Raw genomic sequence first — 17,482 nt, forward strand, 5'->3', positions numbered from 1 at the left:
TTATTTCAAAGGCATGTTCTCTTTAGGAATACTTGGGTAGTTACGGCGAACTTGGACTTCTTTCGCCTTGGAACCCGTGATTCTCATGTAAGGAACTTCGGTGTTCTTGTCAGCAAGGCCGATCTTATTGAAAGGATTCGTTTTGTCGTACCAAGGCATAAAGCCCGAATAGAAATCGAATCTTCCGCGCCCCATGATACCTGCCCCTTTATCACGAATGATAAAGTAGCCGTCATGCATAGAACCATCTGGCAAAATCAAACCAATCACAGACGGCACGTAAATCACTTCGCCAATCTTATAGATAGTCAAATCCGCAGCCAATGTGTGGAAAGGATCCAAACAAACAGTGCGAACTCCGTAACCGTATTTGCACTCCTCGCGATCGATTTCAAAATAACGATTTTGACCCTTGATACGTGCCAGAATATTCAGCAAACGGATTTTACCGTTCTTTTTGATCGAGCACGAACCCTGCAAACCGCAGGCATCAGAGATTTTCTTGCAGACCTTAATAATAGTCTTCCCGCCCTGACCATAAAGAGTCACTTTTTGACTGTCTGGGCAGGTCGTCTTTTCAGTATCGAAAATTGGGAAATAATAAACCGTCGGTTTTAGTTTCGCAGTCCCCACCACATCTTTGGCAGCAGGACGATCCTGAGCGACTTTTTCTTCGCTAATTGTACCGTGAGTTGGGACAGGGGCCACTTCCTCTTCAGTGTTAGCTGGAACCGGAAAATCTTCAGGATTCCCCACAGAAGCTTCCTGAGTCGGCAGAGTGCTTACCCATTGCTCGTTATCAGTATCAAGATCAGTTTGTGCAGATCGCACGGATTGGTCGCGAAGGCTGACTTGGCCACTTTCAGAATCCAGAGTGTTGTTAGCAGTAAATTGATCAACATTCCCGCAAGCAGCCAGTGCCATCGCCAGTGCCACGACCGAAAATGTGATTAAACGCTTACTAAACATGCACCCTCCAGAAGAAAAACCGAATCCCAACCTAACAGACATTTGTCAGAGTCGCGAAGACTTTTTTTACTCTGGAAACATTGGAAATGCCGTGCCGTAAATTGGTACCTTTTGCCCCTATCATGCCAGCAATTTTTCATGCAGAACTGTTAATAAATTAGACAGTTTTCGGTCGAGCCGATAGCATATCCCTATGAGTACACACGTTTTTCTTACCGAAGTCGCAAATTTCTCGGAAGCACAAGTCGTAAAGTCCTTTTTGGTCGCCCAGGGCTTCCACCCCCGACTTCGCGATGAGCTCACCCGCTCGGTGGCTCCCCACTTAGAAACATTTTTGGGCAAGCTTATTATAGAAATTCCAGAGGGTGAATTTTTAGCTGCTTCCTCTGCCCTCGAACAACTGGAAGATGAACAAGCCGAAAAAAATGCCGACCAAGATGAAACGGCCTTGCTAAAAAATCAAAGCCTGCTTGAAAGTCAGGAGATGGCAAAAAAATGCCTGATCAACGCCGTCCTGGGATGCGTGCTGATTCCCTTGATCTGCAATCTTTATTCAATGCTTTTGGGTTTTCGTGTGCTGGGAAAAGAAATGCCGTTGTCGCGCCTGACCCGCACGCGTTTAATTATGGCCTTCTTTTTTAACTGCATTGGTTTTTACATTTGGTTAACGTATGGGCCGATGCTCTTAAAGGACCTTTTCTAATTTACAGGTGCGCGCTGCGCCATTTTTCCATTGAGTTTCAATAAGTCGCATTTCAAAGTGAAATGCTGAACTCGGTAGCAATTTTATTGATTGCGGAGTCGTTTCGCGATTTACCCCTTCTATATTGTAACTTTTCAATGAAGGGATCGTTATGCGTTTCTTGATGACTACTGTTGCTTCTCTATTTATTTCCGCTTCCGCGTTTGCGTGGATTCCACCTTACCAATACCAAATCAATGGCTATCAAGCGGCTGTTACTATGTACAACCAATCTGGTTATACAGTTTACTGCCAAGGCTATGCTGTGGGTCAGTTGCAAAATGGTATGGTTGTTAATTCTTGGTTTGCTGACTGGGTAGGTCCATTCCAGTATCGCACGGCTTTCGTATACGCGAACCCTCCGTTCTTCTTTGTGAACGCTTGGTTGAACGTAAACTGCCAATAGATTTCAAAAATACTCTGCCGAGGTATTCTAAGACTTCGGCAGTTTTTTCCAGTCCCGATCCGTCATCATCGTGACCGAGTCGGTGTTAAAATCGTAAACGATTCTGATTTCATTCTTCTGCAGCTGTCTGCGAATCTGTTCTTTCTTTTTATCCAAAGAAATTTCCATCACACCGTAATCAGTGCCTTCACGCAAAATGAAAGACTCAATCACTGCATCCACAACTTCAGCACTTAACTGCTCGACGGGAATTGCCACTGGCGGCTTGTTTTCACTATTTTGCTGATCGTGATCATTATCCATATCAAAGGTCTCCCGTTTTGGTTCTAGCACGAATGCAAAGTTCATCACATCTTTCATTAAACTCGATGCCCGAGTGCGCCTTAATCCAGCGCCATTCAATTTTATGGCGCTGTTGTTGGGCATACAGCTCTTGAATCAAATCGACCTCAGGAATGGGCTGCCCTTGATTTTTAACCCATCCGTTACTGGCCCAGCGTTCACACTTTTCCAAAGCTTCCAGCATCACGCGGGAATCCGTATAAAGACGACCACGACTGTTTTCCGGCAGGGCTTTCAGGGCTTCAATCGCCGCTTGAAACTCCATGCGATTGCTGGAGGTTTTCTTTTGTCCCGCGAAATCTTCACAAACGATAACTCCCCGGCGAGTCACCACGTAAGCCCACGCCCCTTTGCCATGCTTAAAGCTGCCGTCGGTGTAGATCTCTAAGAAATTTCCTGAAAACAGATGACGGATACACTGCCAGATACGATTCATACTCCAAAGAATTCCACAAAGTCCTCAGGAACGCAGTAATTTGTTGCGCGTTTAACGCAAAGATTTTGGATGCGCGCCGGGCTGGATCGGGCTATCCCTCTGCATAGAAACGAGGTTCACATGATTCAAGCATTTAAAGTTCTGGGATGGCTCGAAGGGATTTCCTTTTTAACTCTTCTTTTTATCGCAATGCCAATCAAATACATGGCCGGTAATCCAGCTATTGTTAAAACCATGGGCCCAATCCATGGCTTCCTGTTCATTGGTTATGTTTTATTTGCGAACTTCCTTGCAGGAGAGCTTAACTGGACATGGAAAATGCGCGTTCAGGCATTCTTTGCCGCAGTTTTGCCATTCGGTACATTCTGGTTTGAAAGAAAATATCTGGACGCTAAAAAAGCTTAGTCCTTTTTCTGAGGGCTGCTGCTGGTTCCTTTCGGGGCAGCCTTCTCTTTCTTCTGCTCAGGCTGAGTTTTGATTTGCGTAGGCTTTTCTTTATCCTGATCCTTTAAAGTTTTCGGCTTCTCCACCCGCGCCTGGATGAAATAGCGAAGCCCCAAAAATATTCCATACTGATTTGAATATTCATTGGGCTGTTTGGTCAGCGCATAGGAATAGCGGCCTTCTGCCATCAGTGCCCACAATCCCGACTGCCATAATTCGCCTTGAAGTGCGATATCAATACCGGTCTCGGACGGTGACGATGCCGAAGTATTAACTCCTTCAGAATCTGCAAAATCATTGCGAATGGTATTGATATTCCCCATCGGATAGTTCGTGTAAACGCCCACCGAAGTTGCAAATGACGGCGCCCAATAGCGGCGATACGCAATCGTGATATGCATGGTTTGAGTTCTTTGCGCTATTGATCTGTCACCCTCATCGCGGAAGTAATATTTGTGCATAAATATCGCGGCCATCTCCAGCGCGCCATGATCACTGACATCCCCCGAAGCTATAAGTGAAATGCCCCCAGTATCCTGCTGCAGATCCGATAATACTCCATTGTACTCTGTCTTGTAGGTGTAAGGCCCCAGATACGCCATGACATTTCCTCGCTGAGGCACATAGGCAAAAGCAAATTCTGCACAAAGCACCAAGATACTCAGAGACAGAATGGAAAGTGTGCGTTTAAGATGAACCATAATTGGAGCCTAATGGTTGATGTTTGAAAAATCATTATCTTTATACACAAACAAAACATTACGGTGCCTGGCGGCTCTCACCGTAATGTTTTGGACTGCGGGAACTTTGGCGGCCCCCATAAAAACGGCGACCCCGCCCCCGCAAGAGACCGATCTAGAAACAGATCTCATCCAGGGCAACATCAACATTTCGAGCTGGTTTGACAGTTTCGCTACTGGCTTGGATCTATTTTTGGCCGGTCAGCGCTATACTACAAATCAAAATAAAACCACCGCTGTCATTGAAGTCGGCGCCTACTTGAATTCGTTTGATGGCTTAAAGAATGACCTCGCCTTCGATTTTAATCTGCGACTGCCCAATGTGGAAGAATACTGGCAAGTGACATTTACCTCCTACGATGAAACTTCCGAGCGTGGTGTCGCCCAGAACTACGTGCGCAACACGCCTCGCGAAAGAAACCCAGGAGCCACCTTTGGATTTTTCAGACAATTGGGGAATGTGCGAACCTCATTTCAGCCACGCATCTCTTTTGCCGGCACTCCAAAGCTCTCACACACTTTAACTTTTGAAAGCATTGCCGAACGCAGAAAATCTTACCACATAAATCCCAAGTTGCAGTTTTATGCAGATGCCGAAAAAGGAACCGGTACATTCCAGGCAATTAACTTTAACTTTTATCTGGGACGAAACTTTAACCTCACACTGGTAAACGAGGGCGACTATATTGATCGCGAACACCTGTACACTGTTACAAACGGCGTCGCTTTGGGGCAGTGGTTTACTAAGAAAGAAAGTATCTCTTACAACATCTTTTTCACCTCCAAGAATCGCGAAGTCTACCACCTTGCCTCATACAATTTGTCGGTGGCGTTTGTGCAGATTCTATATGAAAATATTCTGGATTATCAGATTCAACCGAATATTGATTTTTCCGAAGAACATGATTTCGTCAGAAATCCCGGTCTGAATTTTCACTTGTATTTGAGGTTTTAATCATGGAAGCACAAGTTCAAACGACGGACCACAATATCGGTACTGGCGAAATCGCCAGCAAAGGCGCCTTAGTATTCATTCACTACACTGGAACTTTGGCTGACGGTACTGTGTTTGATTCCTCTTACACTCATGGCAGGCCCTTTGAGTTCGTGGTGGGATCAAAGAAAGTGATTCAGGGCATGAGTCTGGGTATATTGGGGATGAAGGTCGGCGGTAAACGCAAAATTCAGATTCCAGCTGTTTTGGCGTACGGCGAAAGACCCATGGGCAAGATCCCTCCCCATTCTGATTTAACTTTCGAGGTCGAACTATTGGAATCCCGCCCACGCGAGTAGGCCTCAAGTAAGTGCTTCTTTTCACTTTCTAAGACCTGTGCTAGAATCACTTCCATGTTAAAGCAGTTTTTTCCCCAGCATGATTTTAAAGCCCTTTTGTTTGATTTCGATGGCACTGTTGCCGACACGATGCCTGCGCACTTGGGCGCTTGGAATAAAGCCCTGGCAAAGTATGATCTTACACTCAGCCGCGAACAACACATGGCCTGGGCCGGTCGCCCCACTCATCGCATTGTCGAAATGATGAACGAGCTTCATAAGACCTCGATTGATCCGCAGCAATTCCTGCAGGAAAAAGAAGTGCACTATCTTTCAAGCTTGCATGAAGTCAGCACGATTAAAACTGTGATGGAAGTTATTCATCACTATCACGGGAAGCTTCCAATGGCGATTGTCACTGGTAGTCGCCGTAAAATTGTAGGTCTGACGATGGATCAATTAAATCTGCATTCTTATTTTGATCTTTTGGTATGCGCTGAAGACTACACGCAAGGGAAACCGGCACCGGATTGTTTTCTGATGGCTGCTTCTAAATTCAATATTGCACCGACAGACTGCCTTGTTTTTGAAGATGCAAATTTGGGAATTCAAGCTGCGCATTCTGCGGGCATGAACTGCCTAAAGGTCACGGAAGAGTCCAGCCTGGCCCACACTCGCTAATTCGCTGTATTACAACAACGTCCAATGCTTAATTTTGGTAACTCCTGCTACGATGATTTCGAAGGGAGTCCTTATGAAAAAACTTATTATTGTCTCTTTGATTGCTCTCGGTGCATCAGCAGCCCAGGCTGCTCCAAAATCAGTAGAAACCAAACCTAGCGATGCGACTCTTTACGAAAGTGATGACCAATTCTCCGGCCAGAGCAAAAGCAAAAAGGAAATTTCTCGCGATCGCCGTGCTTCATCCGATCCTAGATTTGAAGGCGCTGTCGATAACCCAGGAACCCGCGACATGAAAGATTCGGACGGTTCTATAAAAGAGAATCAGTAAAGTCGCCAATCCGAAGTCGAGTTTATTACATACAAACCTAGTGTCTCTGGACTATTATAAAACCGCCTAAAGAAGGCGGTTTTATGTCAAAGACCTCAGTGCTTTACCAATAGACACCGGAGGCTTCCCCACTAAGATTCGTACCCAATCAGAAAATCGCAAATCGCCCCTATAAAATCGTCCAATTAAATCTGCGGGCAATTTATAAAACCGTTGCAAAACTTTAAACCGAAGCTCGGGCTCCGCCGCTAAAAACAACATCCTATTCAAGGCAAATAAAAAGCGCATTTGCTTTCTCAGCTTCCTATCGTGCTCTGTCAAAGCACGTTTCCATTGCTTCGTCGGGATGCGCACGATCAAATCGACTCTAGAAACTGTCACCGGAAATGTATAACCGGTAACAGGATGAAACAGATCTGAACGGGCACCAAGTGAAATATACTCTTGATCTTTTTCTTTCGTCGGAAAAAATGGAAGCGGCAAACAACCTGACTCCCGACGGTCAATACTTTGAATGGTCCACCCCTGGGCGGCAATGTATTCTTCGATTCCCTTACCAATCTCTGCGATGTCCAGATCTGGTGAATTTGAATAATAAGTGTCCTCTATTAGAAGACTATTTTCAGACCACGGTAACAGGTAAAAAAAACGATAACCATCCTTCTGAGGAACGCACACATCCTTTAAAAACACAAAATCAATGAGATGGGGTTGAGCCAGAGTGACATCCCACCCCACAAACTTCTGATATCCCTGATTCTTCGTTTCAATTCCAGGCCAGCCACGCGCATCAACGATTTGTTCTGAACTTATGACTTTTCCATCCGCAAGAACTACTTTATGGTTTTTCAGGGAAAGCACTTCAGAATCAAAACGAATCGCATCAGCATAATGCTGCGACATATAGGTGGCGAAATCTGCCGATCTTAAAGCATTGTACTCTTGATTCAAAATTCTTTCGTATTCCGGGAAGGCCACTTTTTGCCGAGACCATCTTTTCGAAACCAAGGCCTGCAGCCATTGACTGTCTGAAGGCAAATCCGTCGTGTGATAGCACCAGGTTTGGTGCGAGGACAGGAAACTTTGCTTTTCCAGCAGCAAGACACGCAGATCAGGTTGAAAATACTTAAGCCCGTGCAAAAGCAAGCAACCAGCCAACCCTCCACCAACTATAACGCAATCAAACTCAAGATTCTCAACTTTATCGAACATATTTTACAAATATCCCAGCATGAGTTAGCAATCAATATATGAATCATTTTGAAAAGTTCGAATCATATATTCCCTTTGACCTGCTGATTCCCAAAAACTTTTTATTAGCCATAACTGCCGTGACCTTCGTGGTTTTGGTTCGCTACTTGGTTACAACCTTTTTATTTTATGTTGTCTTTTACCTGCGTCGCTGGCAATGGAGTGACCTTCGTCAAATATACCCAGAGCTACCCAGTAAAACAATCCAACGCTATGAAATTAAGTGGTCTGTGGTCAGTTCTATCATCTTCGGTATAGCAGGCGTACTCATGGGCGCTTTCTGGCAAATGGGATGGAGCAAGATTTATTTGTCCTTTGACCAATATGGTTGGACCTACCTTATTCTGAGTGGTTTTTTCGTTTCCGTGCTACATGATTTCTATTTTTATGTGACACATCGTTGTCTGCACAAACCTTTGGCCTATAAAAGATTTCACGCCGTTCACCACGCCTCGCTTCACCCTTCTCCTTGGGCATCTTTTTCATTTCACCCTGTGGAGTCTTTGATTGAAGCCATCCCCCTCCCCTTGATCACACTCATCTTGCCTCTTCACCCCATAGTCATCGTCATCTACCTTACGATGGCAACCATTTCGGCCATCATAAATCACTTAGGATTTGAGGTTCTGCCTCCAGGATCTGCAAAGCACCCCGTTGGCAAATGGCTGATCTCAGGCACTCATCACGCGGGCCATCATCGCTTCTATAAATATAACTTTGGTTTATTCTATACGTTCTGGGATCATATTTTTGGAACTCAGCATCCGGGATATGAACAACAATTTCAGCAGAACACGGAAGTAAAGATTGAATCGTGAGATCTTAACAGCCGAGGACTTGTGCAAATCCTATGGCTCGCGCAAAGTTCTTGAAAATATCAATTTAAAAATTTCGTCGAAGGAAATTGTAGCCCTGCTAGGCCCCAATGGCGCTGGCAAAAGCACCACGCTAAAAATACTCCTGGGACTTCGTCATGCCGATAGTGGCACGCTAAAATGTCCCAGTCGAAAAAAAGTTGGTTATGTCGCTCAAGAACTTTCATTCCCCCTGCATTTGAAGACCGTCGAAGTTCTTAAACTTGTGCGGGCTCATTATGAGCAAGGACCTGACTTAGAGGAACTCATTCATCGTTTTAACTTGGAAGGTTTCCTTCACTCCCTGACTGGCGGCTTAAGTGGCGGTGAAAAAAGACGATTGGCCCTGGCGTGCGCCCTAATGGGGACTCCGGATCTTTTGATTTTAGATGAGCCCACCACGGGCCTTGATGTCGAATCAAGAATCAATCTGTGGAAAGAAATCCAAGACTATGCCCATGAAGGCGGAGCCGTCTTGCTATCCACTCATGATCTTAATGAAGTGTCCCAGATTGCAGACAAAGTTGTGATAATCGATAATGGTAAAGTCCTGCGCGAAGGCCCGGTGTCAACCATCACCCACAGTCTTAAAGTAAAAACTCTTCGCTTTCGCGCTAAAGAAGCTCCCATTTCCTCCCTTATTATGGAGTTGAAATTAGAAGAAAATTTCTATCATCTGCTAACTGAAAACGCCGAACATCTTTTAACAGATTTACTCTCTAAGGGTTATGAAATTCAGGACCTGGAAGTCTCTTCTGCTTCGCTAGAAGAGGCTTTTATTCATATACGCAAGGCACATCATGGCTAGATACTTTCGCCTCTTACGAATCCATTCTTACACGCAGATGCTCGAGCATCTCCGCCAGCCCATGTATGTACTCACCACGCTGGTTTTTCCAGCGATGTTTTTTTGGTTCTTTGGTGTCCCCAATGCCACGACCTCAGCCGCCGCCTTACTTTTATTGGGATCCTTTTCTTGCTTTGCAGTTTTAGGAGTGGTCCTATTCCAATTTGCCATTGGAATAGCCCAGGATAAAAACACGCCTTGGTCCCAATACTTAAGTATACTACCCCTTCCCCACTCCCTGCGTCTGGTCCCAAGAATTTTAAATAGCTTTTTAATCGCAACAATTTCAGTTCTGGCCGTCACCATCGTTGCCCTCACCTGTACTCCCCTGACTCTCTCTGAAATACCGTGGGGCGGTTTTTTACTGGCACTTCTTTGTGGGGCGCTGCCTTTTGTATTGCTAGGTGCTGCCTTGGGATATGCGGCAAACGGAAAATCCATTGTTCCTTTAGCAAACCTGGTTTACCTGCCGCTTTCTTTTGCCGGCGGCTTATGGATGCCCCCAGAGGCACTTCCCTCCGCTATTCAAAAAATATCAAAATATTTACCAACTCGCTACTTTGGGGAGTTCGCCTGGGCGGCCTTACTTAAAAGGCCACTGAACACTGCTTCTATCTTAGGAATTGCGATCTACACGCTGATTTTTCTAGTGGTCGCAGTTTATTTTTTTAGAAGAAACCAAGAGCAAGAGTTTCGTTAACTCCCAGATAGCCCTCACTGTACCACTGCCACCAAGCTAAAATCATGATCAGATGGCCCACGAAAATGAAAAAATGGCTCCACATTTCAACACGGTCTGAATGCTGGGCCAAATAGCGATACCAGTGCAGCCCTTCATCAATAAGAGAATACACGATACTTAAGCTGACTAGTACCAATGCCGGAATTCTTAAAAAAACCGGAAAGTGATACGCCAAACACAAAACAATCACACTGGTTATACCAGCGAATATTGTAATATGATGAACCAGCGCCTCGGCTTTTTGCAGAAATTCCTTGTAGACAGTTCTATGCCCAATCGTATCGAAGGCAATTGCCGTTGAAAAAATAAAAATTCCAACAGGAATGTTGTATACATACGCCGGATATTGAACTCCATGCATATAACCGATTGCAATAAAGGCGGTAACAACGGCAAATAAGCCATACATCATCCCAACCCACAAAACATAGACAACCCAGTCTTTTACGGAAAACTCCCTCACTCGACTTGCATAAATCCATGTCTCATATAGAAAACCCGTACTCACTACAACCTCCACACTTTCTGTGGCGAACGAAAAGGAGTTTTTCCAATTCTTTCGCGTACCCACAGACCGATCAACACCGCCGTAGCTTTGCCGATCAAAACCAACTTTTCAACCCCTGTGACATAAATTCTTTCATCCAAACCATGTCCGGCAGTATTTCTAATTTTCGAACCAATGTGACTGTAAACATAACCCGCAATCAACACCGCCCATGCCGACCGCAAGCCCAGGTAACTCAATCCCTTATAGCCATGCTGGTAAAGTTCATCAGCTCGTGACAGTAGACGCTGTTGCATCTGTAAAACCTGATTCCGATGGATTGGCGACATCAACTCCTGCCGCGGAATTCCGCTCTCTGCAAGCCAGTTCAAGGGCAGATAAATCCTTCCCCTTTCAAAATCTTCACGAATATCGCGACAGATATTGGTAAGTTGCATGGCATTTCCCAATGAAACTGCATGAGGCAAAGCACTATCTGATGTTACTCCCATCACGTGGCACATCATCAATCCAACAACACCAGCAACGCAAAAACAATATTCTTCCAGCTCCTGCAAGGAACTATAGCTACGCCCCGCCGCATCCATTTCCATTCCTCGCAGCAAGTGAAGCGGATACTCCACGGGAATCGAATACCGTTCGGAAACTTGCGCAAAACCTCTAAAGGCAAGGGAGCTGGAATGGATACCAAGATTTAATTGCTCCCGCAATGTTTCCAGGCGCAACATCATCTGCCCCTGCGAAGCTTCATCTATCTGATCATCACAATGACGACACCAGCTATACAATCGCCAAGCTGCTTCCTTTTGTTCTTTTGAAAAAAACAAAGACGCCGCCGCAAAGCTTTTCGAGCCCTTGCGAATGGCCTCACGGTGAATATCTAACTCAGACATTTAAATCCTCAAGTATAAGACCCGCGGTGGCTTTCGCAGAATTGACCACCCCAGGAACACCTGCCCCCGGATGGGTCCCCGCGCCCACAAAATACAAACCCTTCAAGTTCGAATCTTTGTTGTGCTGTCTAAAAAACGCACTTTGAGTTAACTTAGGCTCCAGTGAAAATGCCGACCCATGGTAGGAGTTAAGTTCGGTTACGAAGTCCTCGGGAGTAAAGATTCTTTGTGTCACGATACTTTCGCGCAACCCCGGCATGTATTTTTCTTCCATGTAGCGCAGAATCTTATCCGCAAAGACCGGCCCTTCTTTTTTCCAGTCAATATTCATCTTTCCAAGATGCGCCACCGGCGCCAAGACATAAAAGCACTCATGGCCTTCCGGAGCCAGAGAGGAATCTGTCAAACTCGGGACATGCAAATATAACGAGAAATCATCAGGCAGAGTTCCTTTTTGAAAAATATCCTCCAACAACTCTTTATAGCGCGGACCAAACAAAACGTTATGGTGCGCCAGATTCGGATACTTGCGTTTTGTTCCGAAATAAATCAGGAACAAACTCATGCTAAAGCTTTTACCCTGCAGCTCTTTCGTCTTTCTTTGCACTGAAGGCTCATTCGCCAACAAGTCTTTATATGTATGAACTACATCTCCGTTGCTGACGACGGTAGCACATTCCCATACTTCACCATCGCGACTCCGGACGGCCCGAACTCGCCCTTGCGATGTTAATATTTCCTCAACTTCTTTTTGAAAGACAATCTCTCCACCCATTTCCTGAAAGTACTTAACCAGCGCCCGAACCAAAGCACCGGTACCGCCCTTCGGAAAGTAAACACCCCAGTTTCTTTCCAAAAAATGAATCAACGTATAAATGGAAGACGTACTAAATGGATTTCCCCCTACCAGCAGTGAATGAAATGAAAATGCCTGACGAAGGTGATCATCTTTAATGTATTTCGAAACAATGTCGTAGACACTGCGGTACGCCTCCAGCTTTACCAGCTGGGGGGCAACCTTAACCATACTCCAAATATTCAAAAATGGCTTTGCTGCAAGTTTAGTATAGCCTTGATTGAAAACCTCTTCGGAATACTTCAAAAACCTTCGATAACCATTTAGATCATCAGCAGATTTTTTCGCGATCTGCCCCTCAAGGGATGCAACATCATTACTATAGTCAAATCTATATCCATCATCCCACAGCAAACGATAGAAGGGCATAACAGGCATCATTTCAACGTAGTCAGACATCCTTTTACCTTTTAGTGCGAAAAGCTCCTCTAGGCATTCAGGAGCCGTGATCACTGTGGGTCCCGCATCAAATGTAAACCCTTTGTCTTTGTATACATAAGCTCGCCCACCGGGCATGTCCCGTTTTTCGAAAATACGCACCTGATAACCAGCTGCCTGCAAACGAATGGCGGCGCTCAGCCCCCCAAAACCACTTCCGATGACGGCGATTCTTTTTTTAGTATGCATTTGCAATATTCTCCATAAGCTTTAATAAGTCTTCCAAGGCTCGAGTCTGCGAAGGTTCCGCGGCGTACTGCTTTAATTCATTCGAAAGACGCGAATGCAGATTTAATGCTTTAAGAGTGGCCTTACTCTTAAAGCTCGTTCTTTCCAAAAACTCTTGCAACGCAGATTCCTGCGGCAACATTAGGATAGCGGCCTTAAATTCCGACCACATCAAATCATCACAATCTTCAGCGATCACAGTCCATAGCCACGAAGGGCGACGCAATCGCAAATCTTCCAAATCCTTGGCATCAGTCCCGCCAAAGCGGACGTTTCCAATATCATCAAAACGCTGAAGGGATGCACCAAGCTCGGCCCCAAGATGGTCCAGGCGACCCAAGTCCCCATTCGCATCTGCAATCAAAGCACCAAATTGCAAGGCCAAGGCAACCAGAGCCCCACTTTTCATCAAATGACTGGCTTCAACGATGTGCGGGACCTCTTCTTTGGTGATCTTTAGAAGATCCGCGCCTAAATCGAGCGCCTGTCCCTGATGAGCTTTTGCCATAACCACATGGGCACAGCGCAAAAGTCGCAGTTGCAAATCTGAAGACAATGGAAGGTGGTGAATGCTTTCCAATGCCTTGAAGTACATCCAATTCCCAGCGTTAAGTGCCTTCGGCATTCCATACAGACGATGCACAGTGGGGGCACCCCGCCGCTCAATGCTATCATCTTGAATATCATCCACAATTAATGAGCCCGAGTGGATCCACTCAAGAACCTCACACACTCCTGAAATCGCTATCGACTGATCCACCGTCATCTCTGATTTTTGATGAAGACCAAAGCCGATTCTGACCAGCTCTCCGCGAAAGTCCTTTCGTGGACGCGACAAAAATCCTTCAACAGGAGTAAATAAGGAATCATTCCACACTTGTGAAACCGCATCCAAATGATTCAAAGTGACTCCTTTAAGCTGCTGCTTAATCATGGCTTAACATATTCACAAAGAGGAATTCGCGAAGAAATCGAGTCGTCTTGAATGGTCATCAACAAACTACATAAATCATAGCCTTGCACTTTTAATTTATCAGAAATCAATTTCAAATCTGTCATCGATAGATTGGGATTGCGCGAAAGTATCCAACCATACTTCCTTGTTGGATGCCCGACGACGGCATAACGATAGTCTTCATCGAGATCTAAAATCCAATAATCGCCACCGAAAGAAAATATCCAACCAAATAATTTAACAAAAGTGACCTTAAGCTTCGCATTTGTCAGAGGATCCACCACCTTAGCGCGGCCTTCCGAAACAGACCGGGTACCATCTGGAGTCTCGCAACTATTAATAACTTCGATGTACCCATTCTCGAGTTTCCTGTAATCGGCCGTGACAGCGCGAACGCATTGCTTCTGAAATGAATGGGGTATCGAAGCTATTTCGTACCATTTTCCAATGTATTGACTTAGATCGACTTTCGGCACCGTTTGAACTTGTGCCGCCGAGGACAAAGCTAAAATAGGAAACGAAAAGACAATACTAAAAATCAATAATTTCTTCATGACGCCTCCATCAATAGAAATCACTCTATGCATCTTTAGAATTGCCATCCACCTAATTTATTTCATAATTGTTAGGTAACCTGCGAGGCCCTTTGAAAACACAGATAATCGACGTTGCGGAAAAAATGTTTTTCAGCAATGGCTACAAAGCAACATCCCTTCAAGAAATTGCCGAAAGCATGCAGATAAAGCCGGCATCCTTGTACTACCATTTTCCAGGTGGAAAAGAAGAGATCTACGTTGAAGTTCTTCGCAACCGCTTGAATCAATATTGCGATCAAGTCTATGCCATGAAGAAGGAATGTCCTGATCTGGAAACATTTCTGAAATCCTTCGCTCACTGGTTTATTCTTCAACCGCCAATGAACATGTCACTTATTTCTCAGATGGACATGCCGCACTTAACTCCCCTTGCAAAACAAACCGTGATGCAATTGGTGTCCTCGTCTATCTTCACTCCCCTGCGTGAAACGATGGCGCAGTCCTCGGACAAGATAAAAGACATCGAACTCACCCGTCTTGTAGGTATTTATATTTCATTATTGAGTGGAATGAGCCTTGCGGTTAAGCAGGGTTATACGGACCCTAAAAATATTGTGGACGACTTCATCGAAATGATGATGCGGGGAATACTAAAGCCTTCTTCGTGAATATAGATAATAAAAAAACCGCCTGGAAAGGCGGTTTTAATTTGGAGGTGACGAGCGGACTTGAACCGCTGTAGCAGCTTTTGCAGAGCTGAGCCTAGCCACTCGGCCACATCACCCCAGAGTGATTTCGAAGGTCTAATCTATGTTAAATCAACCTTTTAAGTCAACTTTAAACATTATGGTGACTTTAAATCGCGTATATTGGCTATAAAGCCATCTCGGTGCATAACTCTGTAGCAGCTTTTGCAGAGCTGAGCCTAGCCACGGCCCTTCTTAATAAAGCCTCGCTTTAACAAAGCGGCCTCAATGGCATCGATATGCAAAGGATCACCACCCATGACTGCTTGGCGTAAAATAGAATTAATCAGCGTCTGATATTTTGTTTTCTCTTTTTTCGCCCGTTCCCTTAAAGCGAAAACGACGTCCGCATCAATCATAGTTGAAATACGTACCTTCGTGCTTTCGGGATCAAAGATTCGCTCATCCACTTCGATGTTGCCATAATTCAACTTACTCTTTGATGATTTCATACCAATCCTTTAGCAGTGCTTCCCTATACGGTCTCAGCTTTTTAATAATTATTCGAACCGAGCGTTCAGAAAAGCCATTCACTTCGAGAGGTTCAAAATTCAGAATATTCAGCTTTAAATGGGCTTCAAAATTTTCAGGTTTCCCATGGTATATTTCGACGTGGGGGAAACCATGATCTCCATAATAAATCCACACGGACATCCCAAACAAAATAGACTGAAGGTACCTAATTCTCGGCATTAAGCACCTCCGAATATATTATACATATTTTATGCATATTTCAACATCCGAGCCGCTTTAAGGCTTCAACCGGATCGAAAGTCATTTTTAAGGCGGCCTCTACGTGCTGGGGTTGCAGCTTTTCGGCTTGATCCAGGTCCGCCAACGTCCTTGCGACTCGCAGCGTTGCGAGTTCGCGGCGGCGGCTGGAGATCTCTTTGGGGAAGAGTTCTTTCATATAGAAACTAGGTAAATCCGACGCCAGCTCATCAAAGCTCCAACGACTGGCAAGCTTCCTAAATCGCACATCTTTGGCCGCCAAACGGGCCCGGAACATGCGACTGGCTTCCAGGCGAGCCAGGATATCCTCCCCGGAAACTGCGCCGCCCTCCTCGCGTTTTTGCGTGAAAAACGTAATATGAAATCGATCCACCAACGGACCCGACAGGCGCTCCATATAGGACTGACATTTTTTAAGTGAACGACCACAGACGACTTTTGATTTTGGAACCCAATCCCCGCAAGGACAAAGATTAGTGGTGGCAATCATCAAGGACTCTGCCGGAAATTCCTCAACGTAACGACCGCGACGGATGCGCACCAAAGACTCTTCCATCGGTTCGCGCAAAGCTTCCTGCGCGCGCACGTTGAATTCTAATAACTCATCCAAAATCATCAGGCCCTTGTGGGCGCGCGTGATCTCGCCCTTAAAAGGGGGGACACCCCCACCAATCAACCCAAGAGCGGTGGTCGAATGGTGGGGATGAACCACGGGACGCCAGCGAAGAGGGGCTTCGCTCGCGCCCCGATTATTTTTTGCGATTGTATGCATTTCTTCCTGAGTGGGTGCTGCCAGCAAAGCGGAAAGTGTGCGAGCAATCGTGCTTTTGCCAGAACCCGCAGGCCCCGCTAACAACACCGAATGCTCACCGAGTGCGACCACTTCCAAAAGCTTTGCCTGTCTTTCGGGAAAACGAAGCTGAAGGTCTGCCCAGGGTCTTCGCACTTCGTATTCTCGGGGGACGGCGGCAACAACCACAGGCTCTCGAATGTCCTGCAAACAACTGAGCACCTTGCGATCAAAAACCGCGGTGGTATTTTGCGCCTGCCCCGTCCATACCAGGACATTTCCGTCAGGTTCAAAATCCGTGGTCAGATCTTCGGGCTCATAAACTTCTCCAAGTAATCCCAACTCCCCGTACACCATCACGGATTCATCAGGTTTCGCGATTTGTTCTGATTCCCACAAAATCCCCAACGCCACAGCCAGCTCCAGGCCGCGGGAGGATTTTTTCAAATGATTGGGACGAAGATTCACCAGCACCTGCTGAGCTTTCGGGAATTCAAAACCCTGTGCACGAATAGCACTTTTAATTCTATGAATGCTTTCGCGAATCCCTTGATCCGGCAGCCCCAGAAATTGAATTTGCGGTAGCCCCGCAGTAAAGTTGATCTCCACCTCGACCGGAACAAGGACTTCATTTTCACGAATCAGTGATTTTAGTTTCATGGCAGACACTGCCAGCAAAGAAAAAGCCCACAACCAGTGTGGGCTTTTTTAAGGAATCAGAAATTTTCAAACCGAAGTCCGGA

General features: G+C 45.6%; 23 protein-coding genes and 1 tRNA gene. 11 read left to right on the plus strand and 13 right to left on the minus strand.

Features of this window, described 5'->3' with window-relative positions; translation table 11 throughout:
• On the minus strand, positions 1–969 hold the full coding sequence (locus ACLVWU_RS11285) for a hypothetical protein (RefSeq protein WP_413574803.1): 969 nt from the start codon (positions 967–969) through the stop codon (positions 1–3).
• Between the two features lie 259 nt (positions 970–1,228).
• Here ACLVWU_RS11285 and ACLVWU_RS11290 point away from each other — a divergent pair, with 259 nt between their 5' ends.
• Both ACLVWU_RS11290 and ACLVWU_RS11295 read left to right on the plus strand, forming a co-directional pair.
• A complete protein-coding gene (locus tag ACLVWU_RS11290; RefSeq protein ID WP_413574804.1) occupies positions 1,229–1,672 on the plus strand; it encodes a hypothetical protein in 444 nt (147 codons plus the stop codon).
• A 151-nt stretch (positions 1,673–1,823) separates the two neighbouring features.
• Positions 1,824–2,117, plus strand: coding sequence for a hypothetical protein (locus ACLVWU_RS11295; RefSeq protein WP_413574806.1), 294 nt, complete (start codon positions 1,824–1,826; stop codon positions 2,115–2,117).
• A gap of 27 nt (positions 2,118–2,144) precedes the next feature.
• On the opposite strand, the gene ACLVWU_RS11300 is transcribed toward ACLVWU_RS11295, so the two are convergent.
• Together ACLVWU_RS11300 and ACLVWU_RS11305 are read right to left on the minus strand one after the other, a co-directional pair.
• Positions 2,145–2,420: a YheU family protein gene (locus tag ACLVWU_RS11300; protein ID WP_413574808.1), complete on the minus strand. Its 276-nt coding sequence runs from the start codon at positions 2,418–2,420 to the stop codon at positions 2,145–2,147.
• A gap of 1 nt (position 2,421) precedes the next feature.
• Positions 2,422–2,895 (minus strand): ribonuclease H family protein, encoded by a 474-nt coding sequence (locus ACLVWU_RS11305; protein ID WP_413574810.1) that lies wholly within the window; start codon positions 2,893–2,895, stop codon positions 2,422–2,424.
• A gap of 120 nt (positions 2,896–3,015) precedes the next feature.
• On the opposite strand from ACLVWU_RS11305, the gene ACLVWU_RS11310 reads away from it, so the two are divergent.
• Complete coding sequence (locus tag ACLVWU_RS11310) at positions 3,016–3,300, plus strand: DUF3817 domain-containing protein (protein WP_413574811.1); 285 nt, start codon at positions 3,016–3,018, stop codon at positions 3,298–3,300.
• On the opposite strand, the gene ACLVWU_RS11315 is transcribed toward ACLVWU_RS11310, so the two are convergent.
• Positions 3,297–4,040: a hypothetical protein gene (locus tag ACLVWU_RS11315; RefSeq protein ID WP_413574812.1), complete on the minus strand. Its 744-nt coding sequence runs from the start codon at positions 4,038–4,040 to the stop codon at positions 3,297–3,299. The two genes, ACLVWU_RS11310 and ACLVWU_RS11315, sit on opposite strands and share 4 nt — an antisense overlap.
• Before the next feature lie 85 nt (positions 4,041–4,125).
• Here ACLVWU_RS11315 and ACLVWU_RS11320 point away from each other — a divergent pair, with 85 nt between their 5' ends.
• From ACLVWU_RS11320 to ACLVWU_RS11335, 4 genes are all read left to right on the plus strand, one after another.
• Positions 4,126–5,034, plus strand: coding sequence for a hypothetical protein (locus ACLVWU_RS11320; RefSeq protein WP_413574813.1), 909 nt, complete (start codon positions 4,126–4,128; stop codon positions 5,032–5,034).
• A gap of 2 nt (positions 5,035–5,036) precedes the next feature.
• A complete protein-coding gene (locus ACLVWU_RS11325; protein WP_413574815.1) occupies positions 5,037–5,372 on the plus strand; it encodes an FKBP-type peptidyl-prolyl cis-trans isomerase in 336 nt (111 codons plus the stop codon).
• Between the two features lie 54 nt (positions 5,373–5,426).
• Positions 5,427–6,032, plus strand: a complete 606-nt coding sequence (locus ACLVWU_RS11330) for an HAD family hydrolase (protein WP_413574816.1) — start codon at positions 5,427–5,429, stop codon at positions 6,030–6,032.
• A 73-nt stretch (positions 6,033–6,105) separates the two neighbouring features.
• Positions 6,106–6,363 (plus strand): hypothetical protein, encoded by a 258-nt coding sequence (locus tag ACLVWU_RS11335; protein WP_413574817.1) that lies wholly within the window; start codon positions 6,106–6,108, stop codon positions 6,361–6,363.
• A gap of 81 nt (positions 6,364–6,444) precedes the next feature.
• Here ACLVWU_RS11335 and crtY read toward each other — a convergent pair whose 3' ends face one another.
• Positions 6,445–7,575 carry a lycopene beta-cyclase CrtY gene (crtY, locus tag ACLVWU_RS11340; RefSeq protein ID WP_413574818.1) on the minus strand — a complete coding sequence of 377 codons (1,131 nt, stop codon included), beginning with the start codon at positions 7,573–7,575 and terminating at the stop codon, positions 6,445–6,447.
• A 38-nt stretch (positions 7,576–7,613) separates the two neighbouring features.
• Between crtY and ACLVWU_RS11345 the strand changes: the two genes are divergently transcribed.
• Genes ACLVWU_RS11345 through ACLVWU_RS11355 form a run of 3 tightly spaced genes read left to right on the plus strand, consistent with a single transcriptional unit; the run spans position 7,614 to position 10,015 of the window.
• Positions 7,614–8,432, plus strand: coding sequence for a sterol desaturase family protein (locus ACLVWU_RS11345; protein ID WP_413574819.1), 819 nt, complete (start codon positions 7,614–7,616; stop codon positions 8,430–8,432).
• On the plus strand, positions 8,422–9,276 hold the full coding sequence (locus tag ACLVWU_RS11350; RefSeq protein ID WP_413574820.1) for an ABC transporter ATP-binding protein: 855 nt from the start codon (positions 8,422–8,424) through the stop codon (positions 9,274–9,276). Before ACLVWU_RS11345 ends, ACLVWU_RS11350 begins: the two co-directional genes overlap by 11 nt.
• Positions 9,269–10,015 carry an ABC transporter permease gene (locus ACLVWU_RS11355; RefSeq protein ID WP_413574822.1) on the plus strand — a complete coding sequence of 249 codons (747 nt, stop codon included), beginning with the start codon at positions 9,269–9,271 and terminating at the stop codon, positions 10,013–10,015. The genes ACLVWU_RS11350 and ACLVWU_RS11355 overlap by 8 nt, the downstream gene beginning before the upstream one ends.
• Here ACLVWU_RS11355 and ACLVWU_RS11360 read toward each other — a convergent pair.
• The 5 genes from ACLVWU_RS11360 to ACLVWU_RS11380 are packed head-to-tail and all read right to left on the minus strand — an operon-like array spanning position 9,984 to position 14,489.
• Positions 9,984–10,565 (minus strand): hypothetical protein, encoded by a 582-nt coding sequence (locus ACLVWU_RS11360; RefSeq protein ID WP_413574824.1) that lies wholly within the window; start codon positions 10,563–10,565, stop codon positions 9,984–9,986. The genes ACLVWU_RS11355 and ACLVWU_RS11360 overlap by 32 nt on opposite strands.
• Positions 10,565–11,458, minus strand: coding sequence for a phytoene/squalene synthase family protein (locus ACLVWU_RS11365; protein ID WP_413574825.1), 894 nt, complete (start codon positions 11,456–11,458; stop codon positions 10,565–10,567). Before ACLVWU_RS11365 ends, ACLVWU_RS11360 begins: the two co-directional genes overlap by 1 nt.
• A complete protein-coding gene (locus ACLVWU_RS11370; protein WP_413574826.1) occupies positions 11,451–12,941 on the minus strand; it encodes a phytoene desaturase in 1,491 nt (496 codons plus the stop codon). The genes ACLVWU_RS11365 and ACLVWU_RS11370 overlap by 8 nt, the downstream gene beginning before the upstream one ends.
• A complete protein-coding gene (locus ACLVWU_RS11375) occupies positions 12,931–13,884 on the minus strand; it encodes a polyprenyl synthetase family protein (protein ID WP_413574827.1) in 954 nt (317 codons plus the stop codon). The genes ACLVWU_RS11370 and ACLVWU_RS11375 overlap by 11 nt, the downstream gene beginning before the upstream one ends.
• Before the next feature lie 26 nt (positions 13,885–13,910).
• A complete protein-coding gene (locus tag ACLVWU_RS11380; RefSeq protein ID WP_413574828.1) occupies positions 13,911–14,489 on the minus strand; it encodes a lipocalin family protein in 579 nt (192 codons plus the stop codon).
• 92 nt (positions 14,490–14,581) lie between these two features.
• Between ACLVWU_RS11380 and ACLVWU_RS11385 the strand changes: the two genes are divergently transcribed.
• Positions 14,582–15,139 (plus strand): TetR/AcrR family transcriptional regulator, encoded by a 558-nt coding sequence (locus ACLVWU_RS11385; protein WP_413574829.1) that lies wholly within the window; start codon positions 14,582–14,584, stop codon positions 15,137–15,139.
• 42 nt (positions 15,140–15,181) lie between these two features.
• Here ACLVWU_RS11385 and ACLVWU_RS11390 read toward each other — a convergent pair.
• From ACLVWU_RS11390 to ACLVWU_RS11400, 3 genes are all read right to left on the minus strand, one after another.
• Positions 15,182–15,255: transfer RNA gene (locus tag ACLVWU_RS11390), tRNA-Cys, on the minus strand.
• A gap of 141 nt (positions 15,256–15,396) precedes the next feature.
• Entirely contained in the window at positions 15,397–15,669 is a 273-nt protein-coding gene (locus ACLVWU_RS11395; protein ID WP_413574830.1) for a BrnA antitoxin family protein, read from the minus strand.
• Positions 15,670–15,950: 281 nt separating this feature from the next.
• On the minus strand, positions 15,951–17,399 hold the full coding sequence (locus tag ACLVWU_RS11400) for an ATP-binding protein (RefSeq protein WP_413574831.1): 1,449 nt from the start codon (positions 17,397–17,399) through the stop codon (positions 15,951–15,953).
• Between the last annotated feature and the right edge of the window lie 83 nt (positions 17,400–17,482).

The sequence above is a fragment of the Bdellovibrio sp. HCB290 genome, from assembly GCF_047305925.1.
GTDB lineage: Bacteria > Bdellovibrionota > Bdellovibrionia > Bdellovibrionales > Bdellovibrionaceae > Bdellovibrio.